The sequence below is a fragment of the Paraburkholderia sp. GAS448 genome (assembly GCF_050435685.1).
Classification (GTDB): domain Bacteria; phylum Pseudomonadota; class Gammaproteobacteria; order Burkholderiales; family Burkholderiaceae; genus Paraburkholderia.
This window is the reverse complement of sequence record NZ_JBNDKT010000004.1, coordinates 462887-479453: the sequence shown is the minus strand read 5'-3', so window position 1 is coordinate 479453 and position 16567 is coordinate 462887. Positions and strand designations below refer to the sequence as shown.

Here is a 16567-nt window from a genome sequence, read left to right as displayed (position 1 = left end):
ACTTTCCTGGAGATTTAGCTATGAGCCGCGATCTGGTGGACATTGCGAAGCTTGACTGGCTTTCTCGTGAACTGACGGACACGTACCAGTCCGCTGATCCCTTCCCCCACATCTACATCGACGATTTCCTCGATCAGGATGTCTACCGGGAATTGAGCGACGCGTTTCCCGGCCCGAAGGAAAAAGTCTGGTTCAGGTTCCAGTCGGCGGCGGAGAACTTCAAGCTGCAAAGCCAGGACTTCTACGCGATTCCTCCGGTGCTCAGGTCGCTGATCATGGAACTCAACGCACCGGGATTCATTGGCTTCCTCGAGACGCTGTCAGGCATCAAGGGGCTCGTCCCCGATCCGCATCTGCATGGAGGGGGCCTGCATCAGACCTTGCCGGGCGGCCACCTCGGTCTTCATATCGACTACAACTATCACCTGGACTGGAAACTCGACCGACGTCTGAACGTCCTGCTGTATCTGAACGATTCGTGGGACGACAGCTGGGCGGGACATCTGCAGCTCTGGGACAAGGACGTACAGCACTGTGTGCAGAAGATCGCGCCGCTTGGCAATCGCCTCGCCATTTTCAACACCGACGAGTTCTCGTGGCATGGGCACCCGGATCCTTTGTCCTGCCCTGAGGGCATTACGCGCCGTTCTGTTGCGCTTTACTACTATACGAACGGACGGCCGCAGCATGAGAGCGCGGACGCTCACACCACACGCTTCCAGACGCGTCCCGGCGAGAAGTACACCGTCACCGCGCGCGACGTTCTGCACGGCATCACGCCGCCCTACGTGAAGGCGCTGGCCAAACGCATCGTTGGCCGCTAAAACACCTCGTTTGCAAAGCGCTGCGACAGCTTCGATCGACGAAGCTGTCGCAGCACGCTAGCGGGCCGATGCAGACGCTGACCACGTAGCCTGCTTTTCCCTACGCATTCCCGCACGGCCGCCGCCACGATATTCCGTCGGGGAAGAGCCGAACCGCTTACGGAAGATCTTCGCCAGTCTGTCGCCATTGCCCATGCCGCAGCGTCGCGCGATCTTGTCGACCGGCAGATCGGTCTCCATCAACAGCCGGCAGATCATGTCGAGCCGTGCGCGCAGCAGATACTCGGACGGTGTGACGCCAAGCTCGCATTTGAAGCGCCGCAGATAGTTGCGCTCGCTCATCGCAGCGACCCGCGCAGCGTCGGTCACCGAGATCGGTTCAGCGTAGTTCTCGCTGATCCAGCGCGCCGATTCGCGGATCTTGTCGCTGATGGCGGACGCCTGCGCTTCGTCTGGTTCAGGGTCGGTTTCCGATTCCGCGCGTGGCGGGTTGTGCGGCATCAGTTGTGCGGCGACCTGCTGGGCCACTTCGAGGCCGAGATCCGCCGTGATCTGCGCGAGCGCCATGTCCGCGGGCGTCGGTCCGATGCAAGGTGTCGTGACAGACGCGTCCCTGAACCAGAATACGGGTGGCGATCCGGTCTGCGCGAGCGCAATGGGGTCGTGCGGATCTACGCGCTGGAACGCGGGTGCGGTTGTGCTGGTGTGGCCTTGCGCTTTGCTGGGGCCGTTGCCGGCCTGATAGCGATCGAGCACCGCCGCGCTGATCTCGCACAACCACGAAAGCAGGCGAACATCGCGCTCTGCCATTGCTTCGCTCTCGCTGCGCGCGATGAAGATCGCGTTGAAGTTGCGTAGTGGCCAGGCGTCCAGCCCTTGTGTCCACACCCGGATAGAGGATGAGCAGGCGATATTGCCGCCGCGGTATGAAAGCAGCGACAGTCGATAGACAGGCCGACCGTTTTTCGCCAGTTCGATTTCGTTCGCCAGCCGTAACGCCTCGGCGATGATGCCGGCGCCGAGCAGGGAACACCCGTCGAACAGCAGGAGACCAATATGGTTTGTGCCGGGATGAAGCAATTCCACTGACGTATTGGCGGAGTCAGGAACGGGGCCTCGCATTTCTACAGGGTGTTCCATTGGTACTTCCTCCAATGCACACAGACCGTTTGCTTGTGCAGTGCATCATATAGCCGATTTTAATCCGCCTTCGTATTCTGGCCGACACTTCCGATATCTTGGCGGAAATGAACAGAGTGACGGCGCGTGCACAAATAATCTAACTTGCAATTTCTTCCGGATTGAAGCGGGTTTGCTGCGGTTTGCAGAATAAACACTCTTCTGCGTCACCGAAACAACACTGCGCGAATGAGCATGAACGGCATGCTGTCCCGTGCCAACAGTGGATCCGGGTGTGAGTTGGGGTGGTGTCACGCCATCCCCGGACCGCGATTTTCGTTGATCATCCCAAGGCTGCCGTTGATGAAATTGCACCGCCGGGGTGCGGAAAGAAATGTTCCGAAAATCCAGCACCTTTACGGTGCCGATTAACTTTTATTCCATGAATTTCAAGCGTATGGCGGGAACCGTCTGTATACAGTATGAGGAAAATATTCGGGGCAGTAAGTCGGTCGATTCGGTGATGGAAATAGAACAGTAATTATGTGCGGTTCCGCACATATCATTCTCTAATTGCGGTATTCGCCGTTGCGAAGCAAGCGCCGCCGCGCTTCCCGACATCGCGATTCGCACCAGTTAAACATCAATTCTATTAAGACTGACAACCAGCCTTCATGCGGCTCGGCACGTGAGCAATGACTCGCTCTGGTGTTGTCAGGCAGATTCTATTGACACACGTGGCAGCCTCCCCTGAATGACGCGATAACCGTTAATCGGGTCCGGGACTTCATCTGAAGAATGTCCGGGTTCGTAACGCTTTAGACGTGCGTCACCAGATAATCCGCCAACATCTCGCGATTTTCCGCCAGGCCCCTTCCAGGCGTTTTCAGCGGGCCTATGCTTCACTGCAACACGAACCTTCTACGGGTTTTCCACGACGCCGGCGGCCAGCCCACGGTGACTTGAACGCTGGCCGTGCGTGCGTCGCAGCGGGCCGCCCGTTCATTTCGCGGACGCCGCTCTCGCGTCTCCTCATTTCATTCCCGACTCCGAGCTGGAGGCATCATCATGAGTACTGCTACACAGATGAATGACGCGGTCTATCGAGACACGGAAGCAGGCGAACCGACACAGCAATGCGCGCTGGCGCCGCCGGTGGCGCTGCGTCTTTTGTCTGTCGTCCTTGCGGGTGGATCAGGCACGCGGCTGTGGCCTGTGTCGAGGAAGAACTATCCGAAGCAACTCATCGACGTAGTCGGTTCGGACTCGCTGTTGCAGTCCACGGCGCGGCGCCTTGCGGGACTGGGTCGCGATCGCGAACGGGATGATGAGCCGATCATCGTCTGCGGCGATGAGCATCGCTTCATGACCTCGCAGCAGCTTGGCGAGGCTGGTGTGGCGGCGCGCATCGTGGTCGAGCCGGTCGGGCGCAATACCGCGCCGGCGCTCACACTCGCGGCGCTGCTCGCGTGTGCCAGCGGCGAGGATAGCGTCCTCGTCGTGATGCCTGCCGATCATGTGATTCCCGACGGCGCCGCGTTTCAGGAAGCGGTGCTACGCGCGGCGGACCATGCGGAGCAGGGCGCGATCGTTACGCTGGGCGTTCGCCCCACGCGTGTCGACACCGGCTTCGGCTACATCAGGCTGGGCGCGCCACTCGCAACAGGCGCGCGGAAGATCGGGCAGTTCGTCGAGAAACCCGCCGCCGAACTGGCGAGCCAGTACGTCGCGTCCGGCGATTACTGGTGGAATAGCGGCATCTTTATTGTCCGCGCAAGCGTCTGGCTTGGCGCCCTGGCGCGTCTGCAACCGGCGATGCACGCAGCCTGCGTGAGCGCGTACGAACAGGGACACACGGACGGCGCCTTTTTTCATCCACACGCTGCTTCGTTTGCGAACACGCAAGCCGACTCGATCGATTACGCCGTCATGGAACACCTCGCGCGTGACGAGGCACTGGAAGGCGTGGTCGTGCCGCTCGACGCTGGCTGGTCGGACCTTGGCTCATGGGATGCAGTCTGGGACGCGCTAGACAAGGACGCCGACGGGAACGCCGCGCGCGGTCGGGTGATGCTGAAAGGTTCGACGTCCTGCTACGCGCATTCAGAAGGCCGGCTGGTCGCGTGCGTGGGTGTCGCGAATCTGGTCGTCGTGGAAACCGCGGACGCGGTGCTGGTCGTCGATCGCTCTCACGTGCAGGACGTGAAAGGCCTCGTGGGGCGCATCGCGGAACAGCATGCGCCGGAAGCGGACTCGCATCGCAAGGTGCAGCGCCCATGGGGTTGCTACGACTCCATCGATCACGGCGAACGCTTTCAGGTCAAGCGGATCGTCGTGCGGCCCGGCGCCTGCCTGTCGCTGCAGCTCCATCACCACCGTGCCGAGCACTGGATCGTCGTCTGCGGGACGGCGCTTGTTACCCGCGGCGAAGAGCAGTTCCTGCTAAGCGAAAACGAATCGACCTACATCCCCATTGGCGTGAAGCATCGGCTTGAAAACCCCGGAAAGCTGCAACTCGAAATCATCGAGGTGCAGTCGGGGGCGTATCTCGGCGAGGACGACATCGTGCGGTTCGCCGACACCTACGGACGTTGCTCCTGACGGCCACAAGCCGGCTTGAGGCACGGCATCGAATGCAGTTCAACACGACCCCAAGGGGAATCGCATGCCAACCACGATGAAATCTCTTTTCGCAAGAGCGGGCGTGACGCCCCCCCAACTCACCGCGACAGCGCCGGCTGCACCGATTGCACCGATTGCACCGATTGCATCTTCCAGCATGGGTCCACCGCTTACTGGATTCAGTCCGCAATCTCCCGAAGGTCATGTTGCAGAGAGGTTGCGCGTCAACGGAAAGCTTCATTCTGGTGCGAAGCGCGCATTCGATTTCACGGCTGCACTCATGTTGCTCATTGTGCTGTCGCCGTTACTGGCAATGATTGCGTGGTTCGTCATGAGAGATGGCGGTCCATGTGTGTTCGGTCACACACGCGTCGGAAATGGCGGTGTCAAATTTAAATGCCTGAAGTTCCGCTCGATGGTCGTGAACGCCGATGCGGTTCTCAAGGAACTGCTCGCCAGCGACCCGCAAGCCCGCGCGGAGTGGGAGCGGGATTTCAAGCTCAAGAAGGATATTCGCATCACGAAGATCGGTCACTTCATCCGTCATACGAGTCTCGATGAATTGCCTCAACTGTGGAATGTCGTTCGTGGAGAAATGAGCCTCGTCGGACCGCGGCCGGTGATCGAGAAAGAACTGGAGCGCTACTACGGCGATGGGGCCGCTTATTACCTCATGGCCAAACCGGGGATCACTGGACTCTGGCAGGTGAGCGGACGCAACGACATCGACTACGCAACGCGTGTTTCGCTCGACGTGTCGTATGTCACGAACTGGTCGTTCAGCAATGACATCCTGATTCTGCTGAAGACCGTGGTGGTGGTGCTTCGCGGACGCGGTGCCTATTGAAGCATTGTGGCTTGACTCACAGGTACTCAGGGATTCCGTCTGGGGCGGCACGCAGATGTCGTGCCGTAGCCGGTTTCCCTGATCTGCAATTTCATGGCTGAGCTGCTGGAAAGTGTAGTGCCGGAGCCAGAGCGCGTAAGTGCGTGATGGATCCACTCAATTCGGAAGGACAGCGTGATGCCGATTATGCCCATCGATTCCGGAAACGCGTTGCAGTCGTTGCAGACTGGGAAGGCGATTGCCAACACCCGCGACGAGGTTGCCAAAGCAAAGGCTCATCGCTCATCGCTGTTCACGCGCGTAACGATGGCAGCCTGCGCGATCATGCTGGCTGCGTGCACCATGGCTCCGGGTATGACGTTTCAGTCTGCCGGCAGCGGCAAGGCTGGCGCCGGCGCGACGACTACCGCGACCGCCAGCGGTGCGGGCGACAGCAACATCGCGGGCGTTCCGGGAATATCCAAAGACAACCTGATCGAAATCACCAGCACGCTCGTCGACGAGCAGCGCGCGGCGCAACCGAAGGGCATCGCGCCGGATGTCGAGAAGCTCTTCGACAAACCGCGCCCCTACGTGCTCGGTGCTGGCGACGTGTTGAACATCGTGGTCTGGGACCACCCTGAGTTGAACATGCCGTCGTTGCAGAGCACGAGCGGTTCCGACAGCAGCGGTTCGAATTCGATCGTGACGGGCTATACGATCGATGGTAGCGGGATGGTGCAGTTCGCCTACGTCGGCATGCTTCAGGTAGCGGGTCTGACCGAAGCGCAGGCGCGCGACCTGCTGGCAAAGCGGCTTGGCGAGTACGTTCGCAATCCGCAGGTCACGCTGCGGATTCAGGCCTATCGCAGCAAACGCATCTATCTGGACGGCGAGGTGCACACGCCGGGATTGCAGATCCTCAACGACGTACCGATGACCTTGCCCGAGGCGATCAACCGCGCAGGCGGCTTCACTACGACGGCAGACCGGTCGTCGGTGGCCGTGACGCGCGGCGAAAAGACCGTACTCGTGAATCTGCCCGATCTGATTGCGAAGGGCGCCAACCCTTCGGGCATTCTGCTGCGCGACGGCGACCTCGTGCGCGTGTACGCGGCGAGCGACAGCAAGGTCTTCGTACTGGGCGAGGTCGCGCGTGCGTCGACGCTTACGCTCAACAACGGCAAGCTGAGTCTCAACGAGGCGCTGGGCGACGCCGGCGGCGTGAGCCAGTACTCGGGCGACGCGCAGCAGGTGTACGTCGTGCGCGGCAAGAACGAGAACAAGCCGGTGGTCTATCACCTCGACGCCAGTTCGCCGGCCGCGATGGCACTCGCCGACAACTTCGAGTTGAAGCCCAACGATGTCGTGTTCGTCGATGCTTCTTCGCTGGTGCGCTGGAGCCGCGTCGTCAGTCTGCTGGTTCCGACGGCGCAGTCGGCCTCAGTCGGCAAGGCGCTCGCGCCATGAGGCTCGCTCCGATGCTTTGGCTACTGCGGTTATCGCGCTGTACACGGACCTTTGGGAGTGACGCGGCATGAACAATCTGAATCTGCCTGGGCCGACCTACGAGCCCGCGATGCGGCCGCCGGTTCATCCGTACCATCATCTGGGCACGCTGTATGGCGGACGCTGGCTGATCATCGGCTCGACGATCGCTTTCCTGCTGGTCGGCATCGCGTACGCGACTTTTACGCGGCCCGTGTATCGATCCGACATTCTGATCCAGGTCGAGCAGAATCCCAACGAGTCGAAATCGGCTTCGGGCGATGTGTCTTCGATGTTCGAGCTGAAGACGGACGCGTCGGCAGAGATCGAGGTGCTGAAGTCGCGGATGGTCATGTCGCGCGCGGTCGACAGCATGAAGCTCTACATCGAAGCTGCGCCGCGCTACCTTCCGGTTATCGGCTGGTGGCTGGCGGAGCGCGCCGATTCGCTTTCGCAGCCACTACCGGGCGGCTACGTGCATGGCACGGAAAGTATAGGCGTGACGACGTTCAATGTTCCCGAGCACTTTTACGGCAAACACTTCGTGCTGACGCTCGGTCACGAGGGTGCCTATGCGCTCACGCAATCGGGCCTGGCGGGTTCGGATCGCATCGAACTGCAGGGCATTGTCGGCCGACCCCTGCATGCCGATACGAAGTATGGGCCTGTCGAGTTGCTGGTGAGCAACGTGTCGGGCGAACCCGGTTCGAGCTTCGTGCTCAGGCGCAACTCGGAGGTCGCGACGACGGAATGGCTGCAAAAGACCGTGGCGATTTCGGAGAAGGGCAAGCAGTCGAACATCATCGGCGCGACGCTCGACGGCACCGATCCCGCCAGGGATAGCCTCATTCTCAACGAGATCGGGGACGCCTACGTCGATCAGAACGTCCAGCGCAAATCCGAGGAAGCAGACAAGTCGATCCGTTTTCTGGACGCGCAGTTGCCCAAGCTGAAGACACAGCTGGAAACGTCGGAGAGCCGGTTTAATGCATTCCGTGCCGCGCATGGCACCGTGGACACCAGCGAGGAAGGCACGGCGCTTTTGCAGCAATCGGTCGACGCCCAGGCACGCGTGCAGGAACTCAAGCAGAAGCGCGAAGAACTGATGACACGCTTCACGGAAAAACATCCGGCATTGCAGGCCGTCGACGCCCAGCTGGCTGACGCGCAAAGTGCGCTGGCCACGGTTGTCGCTCGCACGAAAGGGTTGCCGATCCTCGAACAGGGCGTGCTGCAACTGCAGCGCGACGTGCAGGTCGACACCGATCTGTACACAAACCTCCTCAACACCCGCCAGCAAATGACGCTGGTTCGCGCCGGCAAGGTGGGTAATGTGCGGATGATCGATCCGGCGACGCCGCCCGAAACGCCGATCCAGCCGCGCCGCGGTGTGGCGATCGGTGGATCGCTGATCGCCGGCCTGATGGTGGGTATCGCGCTCGCGGTCTTCAAGCGGCGCGTCGTCGGGGCCGTCGAGAACCCGCAGGAAATCGAACAGGCAACCGGGCTGATGGTGTACGCGACGGTGCCGCGCAGCCGGCTGAACGGCGGCGGGTCGAACAGTTACATGCGGCGCGTCGCAGCGGAGAAAAACAGCGACGCGCTTGTGCTCTCGCACGCTTTCACGCACGACGCAGCCATCGAAAGCCTGCGCAGCTTCCGTACGACGTTGCAGTTCTCACTGCTCGACGCGCCGAACCGCGTGGTGCTGATTACCGGGCCGACAGCGGGCATCGGCAAATCGTTCGTATCAGCGAATCTGGCCACGCTCGCCGGGGCGTCGAACAGGCGCGTGCTGCTGATCGATGCCGACCTGCGCAAGGGCGTATTGCATCAGCACTTTCAACTCGAGCGCGCGCCGGGACTCGCTGAAGTCATCGTCGGCACACATCGCTTTGAGGAGGTGCTGAAACGCAACGTGTCGCAGGGCCTGGACTTCCTGTCGACGGGCGGCATGCCGCTCAACCCGAGCGAGCTTCTGCTGCAGCCGGAGTTGGCCGACCTCATCGGCCGTGTGGCGTCGCAGTACGACATGGTGGTGATCGACGGCCCGCCGCTCCTGCTGGTGGCAGACGCGCTGGTGCTGGGACGCATGGCGGGCACTGTCTTTGTCGTCGCGCGTCACGGGGTCACGACGGTGCCGGAAATTGGCGAGAGCGCGCGCAGGCTCGCGCAGGCGAGCGTCGAAATTCGCGGCGTGATCTTCAACGATTTCAGGCGCGGTCCCGGCCAGTATGGCTATGCGTACGGCAATCCGGGCGACTACGGAGCGTCAGGCTATGCGCAGCACTAGCCGCGTGAAAGAGGGGGCGTTGCGCGGCACGACCAGCGTTCGAAGGTACGCGGCAGTCTCGCGTACCCGGCAGAGATAACCGACAGGCGCATCATGACTCCGATCAGCGACAGAAACATCACGCTCGTCACCGTGACTTACGGCGACCGCATCCGCTACTGCGCGGAATTGCTGCGACGCGCCTTTGACGACGAGGGCATTGCGCACGGCGTGATCGTCAGCAATAACTCGACGTCCAACCTCGAGCAGCTTGAGCAACGATGGGGCGAGCGGATAACGGTGGTTCGGCTGCCCGCCAACACCGGGTCGGCGAACGGCTACGCGGTGGGGATCACAGCCGCGTTGAGCCGTAAGGCACAGTACCTCTGGTTGATGGACGACGACAACGCACCGCGCCACGGCGCAGTAGCGGCGCTGTGCCGCCAGCTCGATCTGCTCGCCGCGAGGGTGGGGAGAAGCCGTGCGGCCGTGCTGGGCTTTCGTCCGGATCATCAGGCAGACATCGCGATGGGCGTGCCAGTCGCGCTGGCGACGCCGCCGCGTTCGAGCTATTTCGGCTTCCACGTTGCGCGCATCCCGTACAAGATCTGGCGGCGCACGCCATGGGGCCGTCCGCAGCCGGGACCGATGCCGAAGGTCGTCGAGATTCCCTTCGCGCCGTATGGCGGTTTTCTCGCGCACCGCTCGGTGTATGAAGACCTCGGTCTGCCCAAGCGGCAACTGGTGCTGTACGCCGACGACATCGAGTACACCTGGCGCCTGACTGCGCGCGGCGGCCACATCGCGCTCGTCACCGATGCGCAGCTGGAGGACCTCGAAGGCTCATGGAACGTGAAGACGAACTGGAAGAACCACTTCGAGTGCATGTTGCTGAGCGGCTCCGATTTTCGCGCATATTACAGCAGCCGCAATCAGGCGTGGTTCGACAAGAACTACTGGTCGACATCCACGTCGATGTTTCGCCTGAACCGGCTCGTGTTCCTGCTGCTGTTGCGCTTCTATGGCAAGCGCAGGCATGCGGCCGCAAGGCTGACGCTGCTGGAGCGGGCCATCGCCGATGGCGAAGCGCAGCGGCTCGGCCTGAATGTCGACTATTCGCTATGAATGCCCGCGCGCACATCACGGCGCCGGACGCCTGTGGAGCGGAGACGGGACGTGCAATCATGTCCAGCGTAACGATCGTCATCTGCAACTACAACTACGCCGCCTATCTGCGTGGCGCAATCGACTCGGCGCTGACGCAGACCGTCGGCACCACGACCGTCATGGTTATCGACGACGGTTCCACCGACAATTCCCGTGAAATCATTCATTCCTATGGCGACAGGATCAACGCTGTCTTCCAGGACAATGGCGGTCAGGTTGCAGCTTATAACCACGCATTGCAGCGGGTCGACACACCCTGGGTGATCTTTCTGGATGCCGACGATCTGCTGTATCCCGATGCGGTCAAGGAGGTCATCGCGGCATTTGCTTCCGGCGACTTTGTCAAGGTTCAGTTCAAGCTCCAGGTGATGACCGCCGATGGCACGCGCACCGGCGTAACAGTCCCGCAGTCCGGCGCGGTAGCCGGTTGTGGGGCATTGCTGCGCAAGGGCTGGCTGTATCCTTCGCCGCCTGGGTCGGGCAATGCCTACCGCGTCGACGCACTCAAGCGGATTTTTCCGGTGCCGGTCACGACGGACAATATCTACGGCGCGGACTTCTACGCGATCTACGGCGTTGCGCTGATCGGCAACGTGTGTGCGATCGATCATGCGCTCGGCGGTTATCGGGTCCACCGGTCCGCAACGAAGACACCGGGCGGTGAAGGCAAGGGCGCGGCAGATCTTGCGTTCGCCAATTCGGAAGACTCGCTGGCCGGAGCGAGGAAAGCGGCCATCCGTTGGACGATCCTGCGCGAACTCGCGAGCGAGAGGCTCGGCGAAAGATTGCCCGCGGCCTTCCTCGATTTCTCATTCGAGAAGGCGCAGTTCGGCAACCAGCTGTATCGCGCGCCGTTTTCGCGCAGGTGGCGCTGGTTCACGAAAGAGTCGGGCCGCTATTTCCACACCGTCGTGGCCAATCCCTTCTGGAGTCTGCACAGGAAGCTGGCTGTGGCATGTCTGACCGCACTTTGTCTTGTGCCTTTCGCTTCGATCAGCGACCGGGTCGTGCGCTATATCGCCAATCCGCTCGCAAGAGCGGGGCGCTAGCCAACCTCGCTCGATGGCCACGTGTGTACCTGAACCGCAGGGTCAGCGGGTCGCCTAACCCGCTGCGTTGCGACGCCTAAGGAGAACCGCCGGTGACCGCATCTTCGCCAGTCAGAATTTCCATCAACGGCCGCTTTCTGGGGCGGCGTCCGACGGGCGTCGATCGCTTCGCGTATGAAGTGGTGCGCGGCATCGACCAGATGCTCGCGTCGAACGATCCGGCGACGTCGGGTCTGATCGTTGAGGTACTGGTGCCGCAGGCCGTGCAGGTGGATCCCACGCTGTTTTCGAACATGAAGATCCGCACAGTACCGGGCGGTTCCGGGCAGCGCTGGGAACAGATCAGTCTCCCGCTTGCGGCGCGCGGCACGTTGCTGCTCAACCTGTGCAATGCCGGTCCGCTGTTCTTCAGGAACCAGGTCACGGTGCTGCATGACGCCGCGCCGGTTCGGGTGCCTGAGGCGTATACGCGCGCGTTCCGCACGTGGTACCGCGTGATGGCGCCGTGGATCGGGCGGATCGCACGGCGCGTGCTGACCGTCTCCGAATTTTCGAGCAGGGAGCTGAGCGACGCCTATCGCATCCCGGCGCGGAAAATCGGCGTGCTGCCGATGAGCGGCGACCACATGCTGCGCGCGGAAGAACACGTCGACGTGCGCGAGAAGTATCAGCTGGGCGACCGGCCGTATGTGCTGGCGGTCAGCAGCGCGAGCAGTCACAAGAACTTTCGTCTCGTCATCGAGGCGATCGAGTTGCTGAAGGCGACCGACTATGACTTCGTGATCGTCGGTTCCAGTCTGCCCATCTTCAACGCGGTGCAGCAGGCGCTGCCGGACTTCGTGAAGCGTGTCGGCTACGTGTCCGATGCCGAACTCAGGAGCCTGTTTCGCGACGCCGCATGTTTCGTATTTCCGTCGCTATACGAAGGCTACGGGCTGCCGCCCGTCGAAGCGATGACGCTGGGATGTCCGGTGATCGCGTCGAACCTGCCGTCGATCCGGGAAGCGTGCGGCGATGCCGCGTTCTACGTTTCGCCGACGAGTGCGAGCGAACTTGGCCAGGCAATGACACAGGTCATGACGGACGATGGTTTGCGAGGTGCGTTGCGGGAAGGCGGCTATTCGCATGTCGAGCATTACTCATGGCGCGCAACCGCGCTCAGGATACTCAAAGAGATCTCACCATGGCTGTCACATTGATGAATCAAACCCCGTTGCGAACTGCCGACGGGTTCGGCAAGGTCGCCGTCGTGCACGACTGGCTGACGACTTATGCGGGTGCCGAACGCGTGCTGGAACAGATTCTGCGCATCTGGCCGCAGGCCGATCTCTTCAGTGTGGTCGATTTCTTTCCTGACGAGCATCGTGCCGCGCTGCTTGGGAAGCATGCCACCACGTCGTTTATCCAGCATCTGCCGCGGGCGAAGAGGTCGTATCGCTCGTATCTTCCGCTGATGCCACTCGCGATCGAGCAGTTCGATCTCTCCGGATACGACCTCGTGATCTCGTCGAGTCACGCTGTGGCGAAGGGCGTGATTACCGGGCCAGCCCAGCTTCATATCAGCTATGTGCATTCGCCGATCCGCTATGCGTGGGACCTGCAACATCAGTATCTCGACGAAGCGAAGCTGACGCGGGGCATCAAGAGCTGGCTTGCGCGGTCTATCCTGCACTACATGCGGATCTGGGATCAGCGCACGGCGCACGGCGTGGACCTGTTCGTCGCGAATTCCGACTACGTCGCGCGGCGCATCAGGAAGGTCTATGGATACGGCGCAAAAGTGGTGTTTCCGCCGGTGGACGTCGATCGCTTCACGATGAGCACGCAGCGCGAGGCGTTTTATCTGACCGCGTCGCGTCTTGTGCCGTACAAGAAGGTCAACCTGATTGTCGAAGCGTTCGCCGCGATGCCTGACAGAAGGCTGATCGTGATCGGGGATGGTCCCGATATCGGGAAGGTCAGGGCGGTCGCGTCGTCGAACGTGACCATCATGGGCTATCAGTCGACCGACGTCCTGATCGACCACATGCAGCGCGCGCGAGCATTCGTCTTTGCGGCGGAGGAGGACTTCGGCATCGTCCCGCTCGAAGCCCAGGCCTGCGGCGCGCCGGTCATTGCGTTGGGCAGGGGCGGCGCGCGCGAAACGGTGATCGAGGGTACGGATCGCGGCACGCGGACAGGCGTGTTCTTCCCGCGCCAGTCGGTTGAGGAGATCGTGGCGGCCGTGGACCGCTTCGAGGCGATGGGTCCGTTCGACCCGGCCGCATGCCGTCGCAACGCCCTTCGATTTGGACCTGAGCGCTTCCGGAGCGAGTTTCTGGAGATCGTGCGGGAAGCCGCCGCGCAGGCCGTATCAACCGCTGGTGTTGCCGTTTCGCCAGCCGGGCCGGCCGGCGGGAAGCCGCTCGAAGTGTTTGCTCGTTGAGCCCGCGAGGAGAAGCGTCATGGACAAGGCTCACGATTCGTTAAAGATGCAACGCTGGAGTAGCCGCGCGGCTCCGCGTGCGACGTCGTGCATGCGCGGACCGGTCGCGCTCCACGGCTACTGGTGGGAGGACCCGGCAAGACTGGTGCTGTTCTTCATCCTGCCGCTCTACGCGCTGATCTCGATGAATCTGCTGGGTGGACAAAAAGCGATCGACCATGTGTATTTCGACAGCTTTTACGCACTGGCCGGAGCGCTCTTTCTAACGATTGTGATGACGGTTGCGGCGCTGGGGCGCAGCGCAATACCCGTTGCGCAATACGCGCCAGCTGAGATTCCCGTACGTGTGCTCGACTTCGTGTTCGCTCTGGCGTTCGGCGGCTATCTGATCATGATGGGCGGGGTGTTGGCGCATCCGGCGATCATCCTGTCGTTCTTTAACGGGGGTGCCAGCGCCTACGATCTGCTGGAAATGAAAGGACGCGTTGTCGGTTTGAGCACGCTGACCCAGGCGACGGTCGCTTATGTGCCGCTGTATTTCTACGTGTTCAGGCATCCGGAGCGCGGTTTCAACCGCTACAAGCTATACCTGCTCGTGCTGGGCGTATTGACGCTGCTCAGAAGTTTCATTTTTGCCGAACGGCTCGCGTTGATCGAGGTAGCGCTGCCATTTGTGCTGATGTGTGTGAGATTCAGGCACGGGCCGAGGCGTTCGAAGTTCCTTGCGTTGGGGCCTGTCGCCGCGATCGTCCCGATGGTGGGCTTCTTCATCGCGAATGAGTATCACCGCTCATGGGAAACCTACTACATCAACGTTTACGACAACATCTTCGATTTCGCGATCGAACGGCTGGCGTTGTACTACTCGACCGCGTTGAACAACGGCGCCGGCATTCTGAGCATTCTGGGCTGGGGCGATGGCAGTCCGATGTTTACGCTCGATTGGCTCATCCGTTTCCCGCTTATCGGCGAGGTCTTCAAACCGATGATGGATTCCAGCGCTGCCTTCGATTCGTTCCTGAGCAATTACGGCGATCCTGAATTCAACAATCCGTCGGGCATTTTCGTCCACTTTTACGAGTGGGGCTGGTTCGCGCTCTTCATCGCGGCATTTATCGGCTGGGTGTTCAGCAAAAGCTATGCGGGCTGGCGCTCGGGCGATGGATTCTGGTGCTGCGCGCATTCAGTGCTGCTCGTTTCGCTGCTCGAGATTCTGCGTATTCCGAACCTGTTCAGCGGCAGAAATTTCGTTCCGATCGCGCTGCTGTTTGTCGTATTCCGGTTCCTGAAGAAGCCGCTGGTTCAGCCGGTGCACGTCGTTCGCCGCGTCGGTTGAAGCGGAACCGGCCTGCGTCGTGTGTTCTGCTTGCTGGTGCACGTGGCAACAGCAGGCGAGACGCCCATGAAAGAGGTTTAGCGTGAACAGGTTATCCCGCACTATCGTTTCATGCGCTGCCGTGCTGTCGATCCACGCGACCGGCGCCGTTGTGCAGTCGTCCAATGCCGCCGGTGCATCCGCTCCGGCCGCGCCAACTGCGAGGCTGACGAAATCGCATGGTGGCTTTAAACGGGCGGCTGCCGTCGCCGACGCCACGGTTCACCCCGCAGCTGACGGCGGCGATCAGGCCGATGTGCTTCAGGAAGGGCTGGATGCGTTGCAGACCGGGCAACGGCTCGTGCTATCGCCAGGCCAGTACGTCGTCGGTCATTCGCTCGTGGTGAAGAACCGGCAGGTCGTGATGTCAGGGTACGGGGCGACGCTGGTCGCAACGGACGCGAACGATCAGGCAGTCGTCGTGAATGGCCGGGACTCGACTGTTGCGGGCCTTACCCTGGTCGGCACGGGAGCGCGGCGACTCGAAACGGCGACTTCCGCCAAGGTGGTCGTGAGCGGAACGGGTATCCAGGTGCTCGATGTCACGATTCAGGGGGGCGCCAGCGCGGGCATTTTCATTTCGGGAGCCGTCAACATCGCAATCGCGGGCAACAAGGTGCTGTCAACGCTTGCCGACGGCATCCACATCACCGGCCGCTCGCGCAACGTGCTCGTGCAGGGCAACACCGTCACCGGCAACGGCGACGACATGGTTGCGGTGGTCAGCTATGAGAAGGATGGGGCGCTCAGCAGCAACGTGCTGGTCACGGGCAATTCGCTGTCGGGCAACTACTGGGGACGGGGCATATCGGTGGTCGGCGGAACGGCCGTGACGATCACCGGCAATACCGTGCAGGGCGTGCAGAAGGCCGCCGGCGTCCTCGTGGCGCAGGAAGACGGTTATCGCACGTATAACTCGACGAACATCCTCATCACGAACAACGTGATTTCGGATATCGAAAACTCGACGAACCCAGGTAACGATCGCCCTCCTGCCCAGCATGCGGCAATCGATCTCAACACCGGTTCGGGCTCGGTGACGCTCGTCTCCGTCACGGGCAACCAGATTTCCCGCGCCAACTACGGTGGCTTCCGGGCGCTGGGGAACGTGTGCCAGTTCCGGATTTCCGGCGACATATTCGGGGCGATAGCGGGTACGCCTGTCTCGCTGCAATCGCGAGGCTGTTCCGCAAGCCAGATCATCTGCGGTTCGAACACCCTGGACGGCACGACACTGGTGCCGCCGGCCGGATGCTCGGCAACGGGCACGCTTGCCGTTTCCGGCGCAAATGCGGCGCTTCTGCCGGCGATCCGAACGTCGTTGAGGCAGACGCAGCAAACGTTCATGAACAGCAGCCGGGCAAAGAGCCGAAGCTGATCGGGACACCATGCTACGGGGC

11 protein-coding genes and 1 pseudogene are annotated in these 16567 nt (G+C 61.5%); 11 read left to right on the top strand and 1 reads right to left on the bottom strand.

What is annotated here, in order from left to right:
- Positions 1-20 precede the first annotated feature (20 nt).
- Positions 21-824, top strand: a complete 804-nt coding sequence (locus P3T23_RS11180) for a 2OG-Fe(II) oxygenase (RefSeq protein WP_429316201.1) — start codon at positions 21-23, stop codon at positions 822-824.
- Positions 825-881: 57 nt separating this feature from the next.
- On the opposite strand, the gene P3T23_RS11175 is transcribed toward P3T23_RS11180, so the two are convergent.
- Positions 882-1964, bottom strand: a complete 1083-nt coding sequence (locus tag P3T23_RS11175) for a GlxA family transcriptional regulator (protein ID WP_429316200.1) — start codon at positions 1962-1964, stop codon at positions 882-884.
- A 1047-nt stretch (positions 1965-3011) separates the two neighbouring features.
- Between P3T23_RS11175 and P3T23_RS11170 the strand changes: the two genes are divergently transcribed.
- From P3T23_RS11170 to P3T23_RS11125, 10 genes and pseudogenes are all read left to right on the top strand, one after another.
- Positions 3012-4544 carry a mannose-1-phosphate guanylyltransferase/mannose-6-phosphate isomerase gene (locus P3T23_RS11170; protein ID WP_429316199.1) on the top strand — a complete coding sequence of 511 codons (1533 nt, stop codon included), beginning with the start codon at positions 3012-3014 and terminating at the stop codon, positions 4542-4544.
- A 220-nt stretch (positions 4545-4764) separates the two neighbouring features.
- Positions 4765-5412 (top strand): annotated as a pseudogene (locus P3T23_RS11165) (sugar transferase); the annotation flags it as partial.
- 306 nt (positions 5413-5718) lie between these two features.
- Entirely contained in the window at positions 5719-6861 is a 1143-nt protein-coding gene (locus tag P3T23_RS11160) for a polysaccharide biosynthesis/export family protein (protein WP_429316246.1), read from the top strand.
- Positions 6862-6928: 67 nt separating this feature from the next.
- Positions 6929-9172 (top strand): polysaccharide biosynthesis tyrosine autokinase, encoded by a 2244-nt coding sequence (locus tag P3T23_RS11155; RefSeq protein ID WP_429316198.1) that lies wholly within the window; start codon positions 6929-6931, stop codon positions 9170-9172.
- A 93-nt stretch (positions 9173-9265) separates the two neighbouring features.
- Positions 9266-10276, top strand: a complete 1011-nt coding sequence (locus P3T23_RS11150) for a glycosyltransferase (RefSeq protein ID WP_429316197.1) — start codon at positions 9266-9268, stop codon at positions 10274-10276.
- A gap of 59 nt (positions 10277-10335) precedes the next feature.
- Positions 10336-11367 (top strand): glycosyltransferase family 2 protein, encoded by a 1032-nt coding sequence (locus tag P3T23_RS11145; RefSeq protein ID WP_429316196.1) that lies wholly within the window; start codon positions 10336-10338, stop codon positions 11365-11367.
- Between the two features lie 92 nt (positions 11368-11459).
- Entirely contained in the window at positions 11460-12566 is a 1107-nt protein-coding gene (locus P3T23_RS11140; protein ID WP_429316195.1) for a glycosyltransferase family 4 protein, read from the top strand.
- The gene (locus P3T23_RS11135) at positions 12551-13792 is read left to right on the top strand and encodes a glycosyltransferase family 4 protein (RefSeq protein ID WP_429316194.1); all 1242 of its coding nucleotides are present in this window, start codon (positions 12551-12553) and stop codon (positions 13790-13792) included. The genes P3T23_RS11140 and P3T23_RS11135 overlap by 16 nt, the downstream gene beginning before the upstream one ends.
- Positions 13793-13811: 19 nt before the next feature.
- Complete coding sequence (locus P3T23_RS11130) at positions 13812-15128, top strand: oligosaccharide repeat unit polymerase (protein WP_429316193.1); 1317 nt, start codon at positions 13812-13814, stop codon at positions 15126-15128.
- Positions 15129-15333: 205 nt separating this feature from the next.
- The gene (locus tag P3T23_RS11125; RefSeq protein WP_429316245.1) at positions 15334-16545 is read left to right on the top strand and encodes a right-handed parallel beta-helix repeat-containing protein; all 1212 of its coding nucleotides are present in this window, start codon (positions 15334-15336) and stop codon (positions 16543-16545) included.
- The last annotated feature ends 22 nt before the right edge of the window (positions 16546-16567 follow it).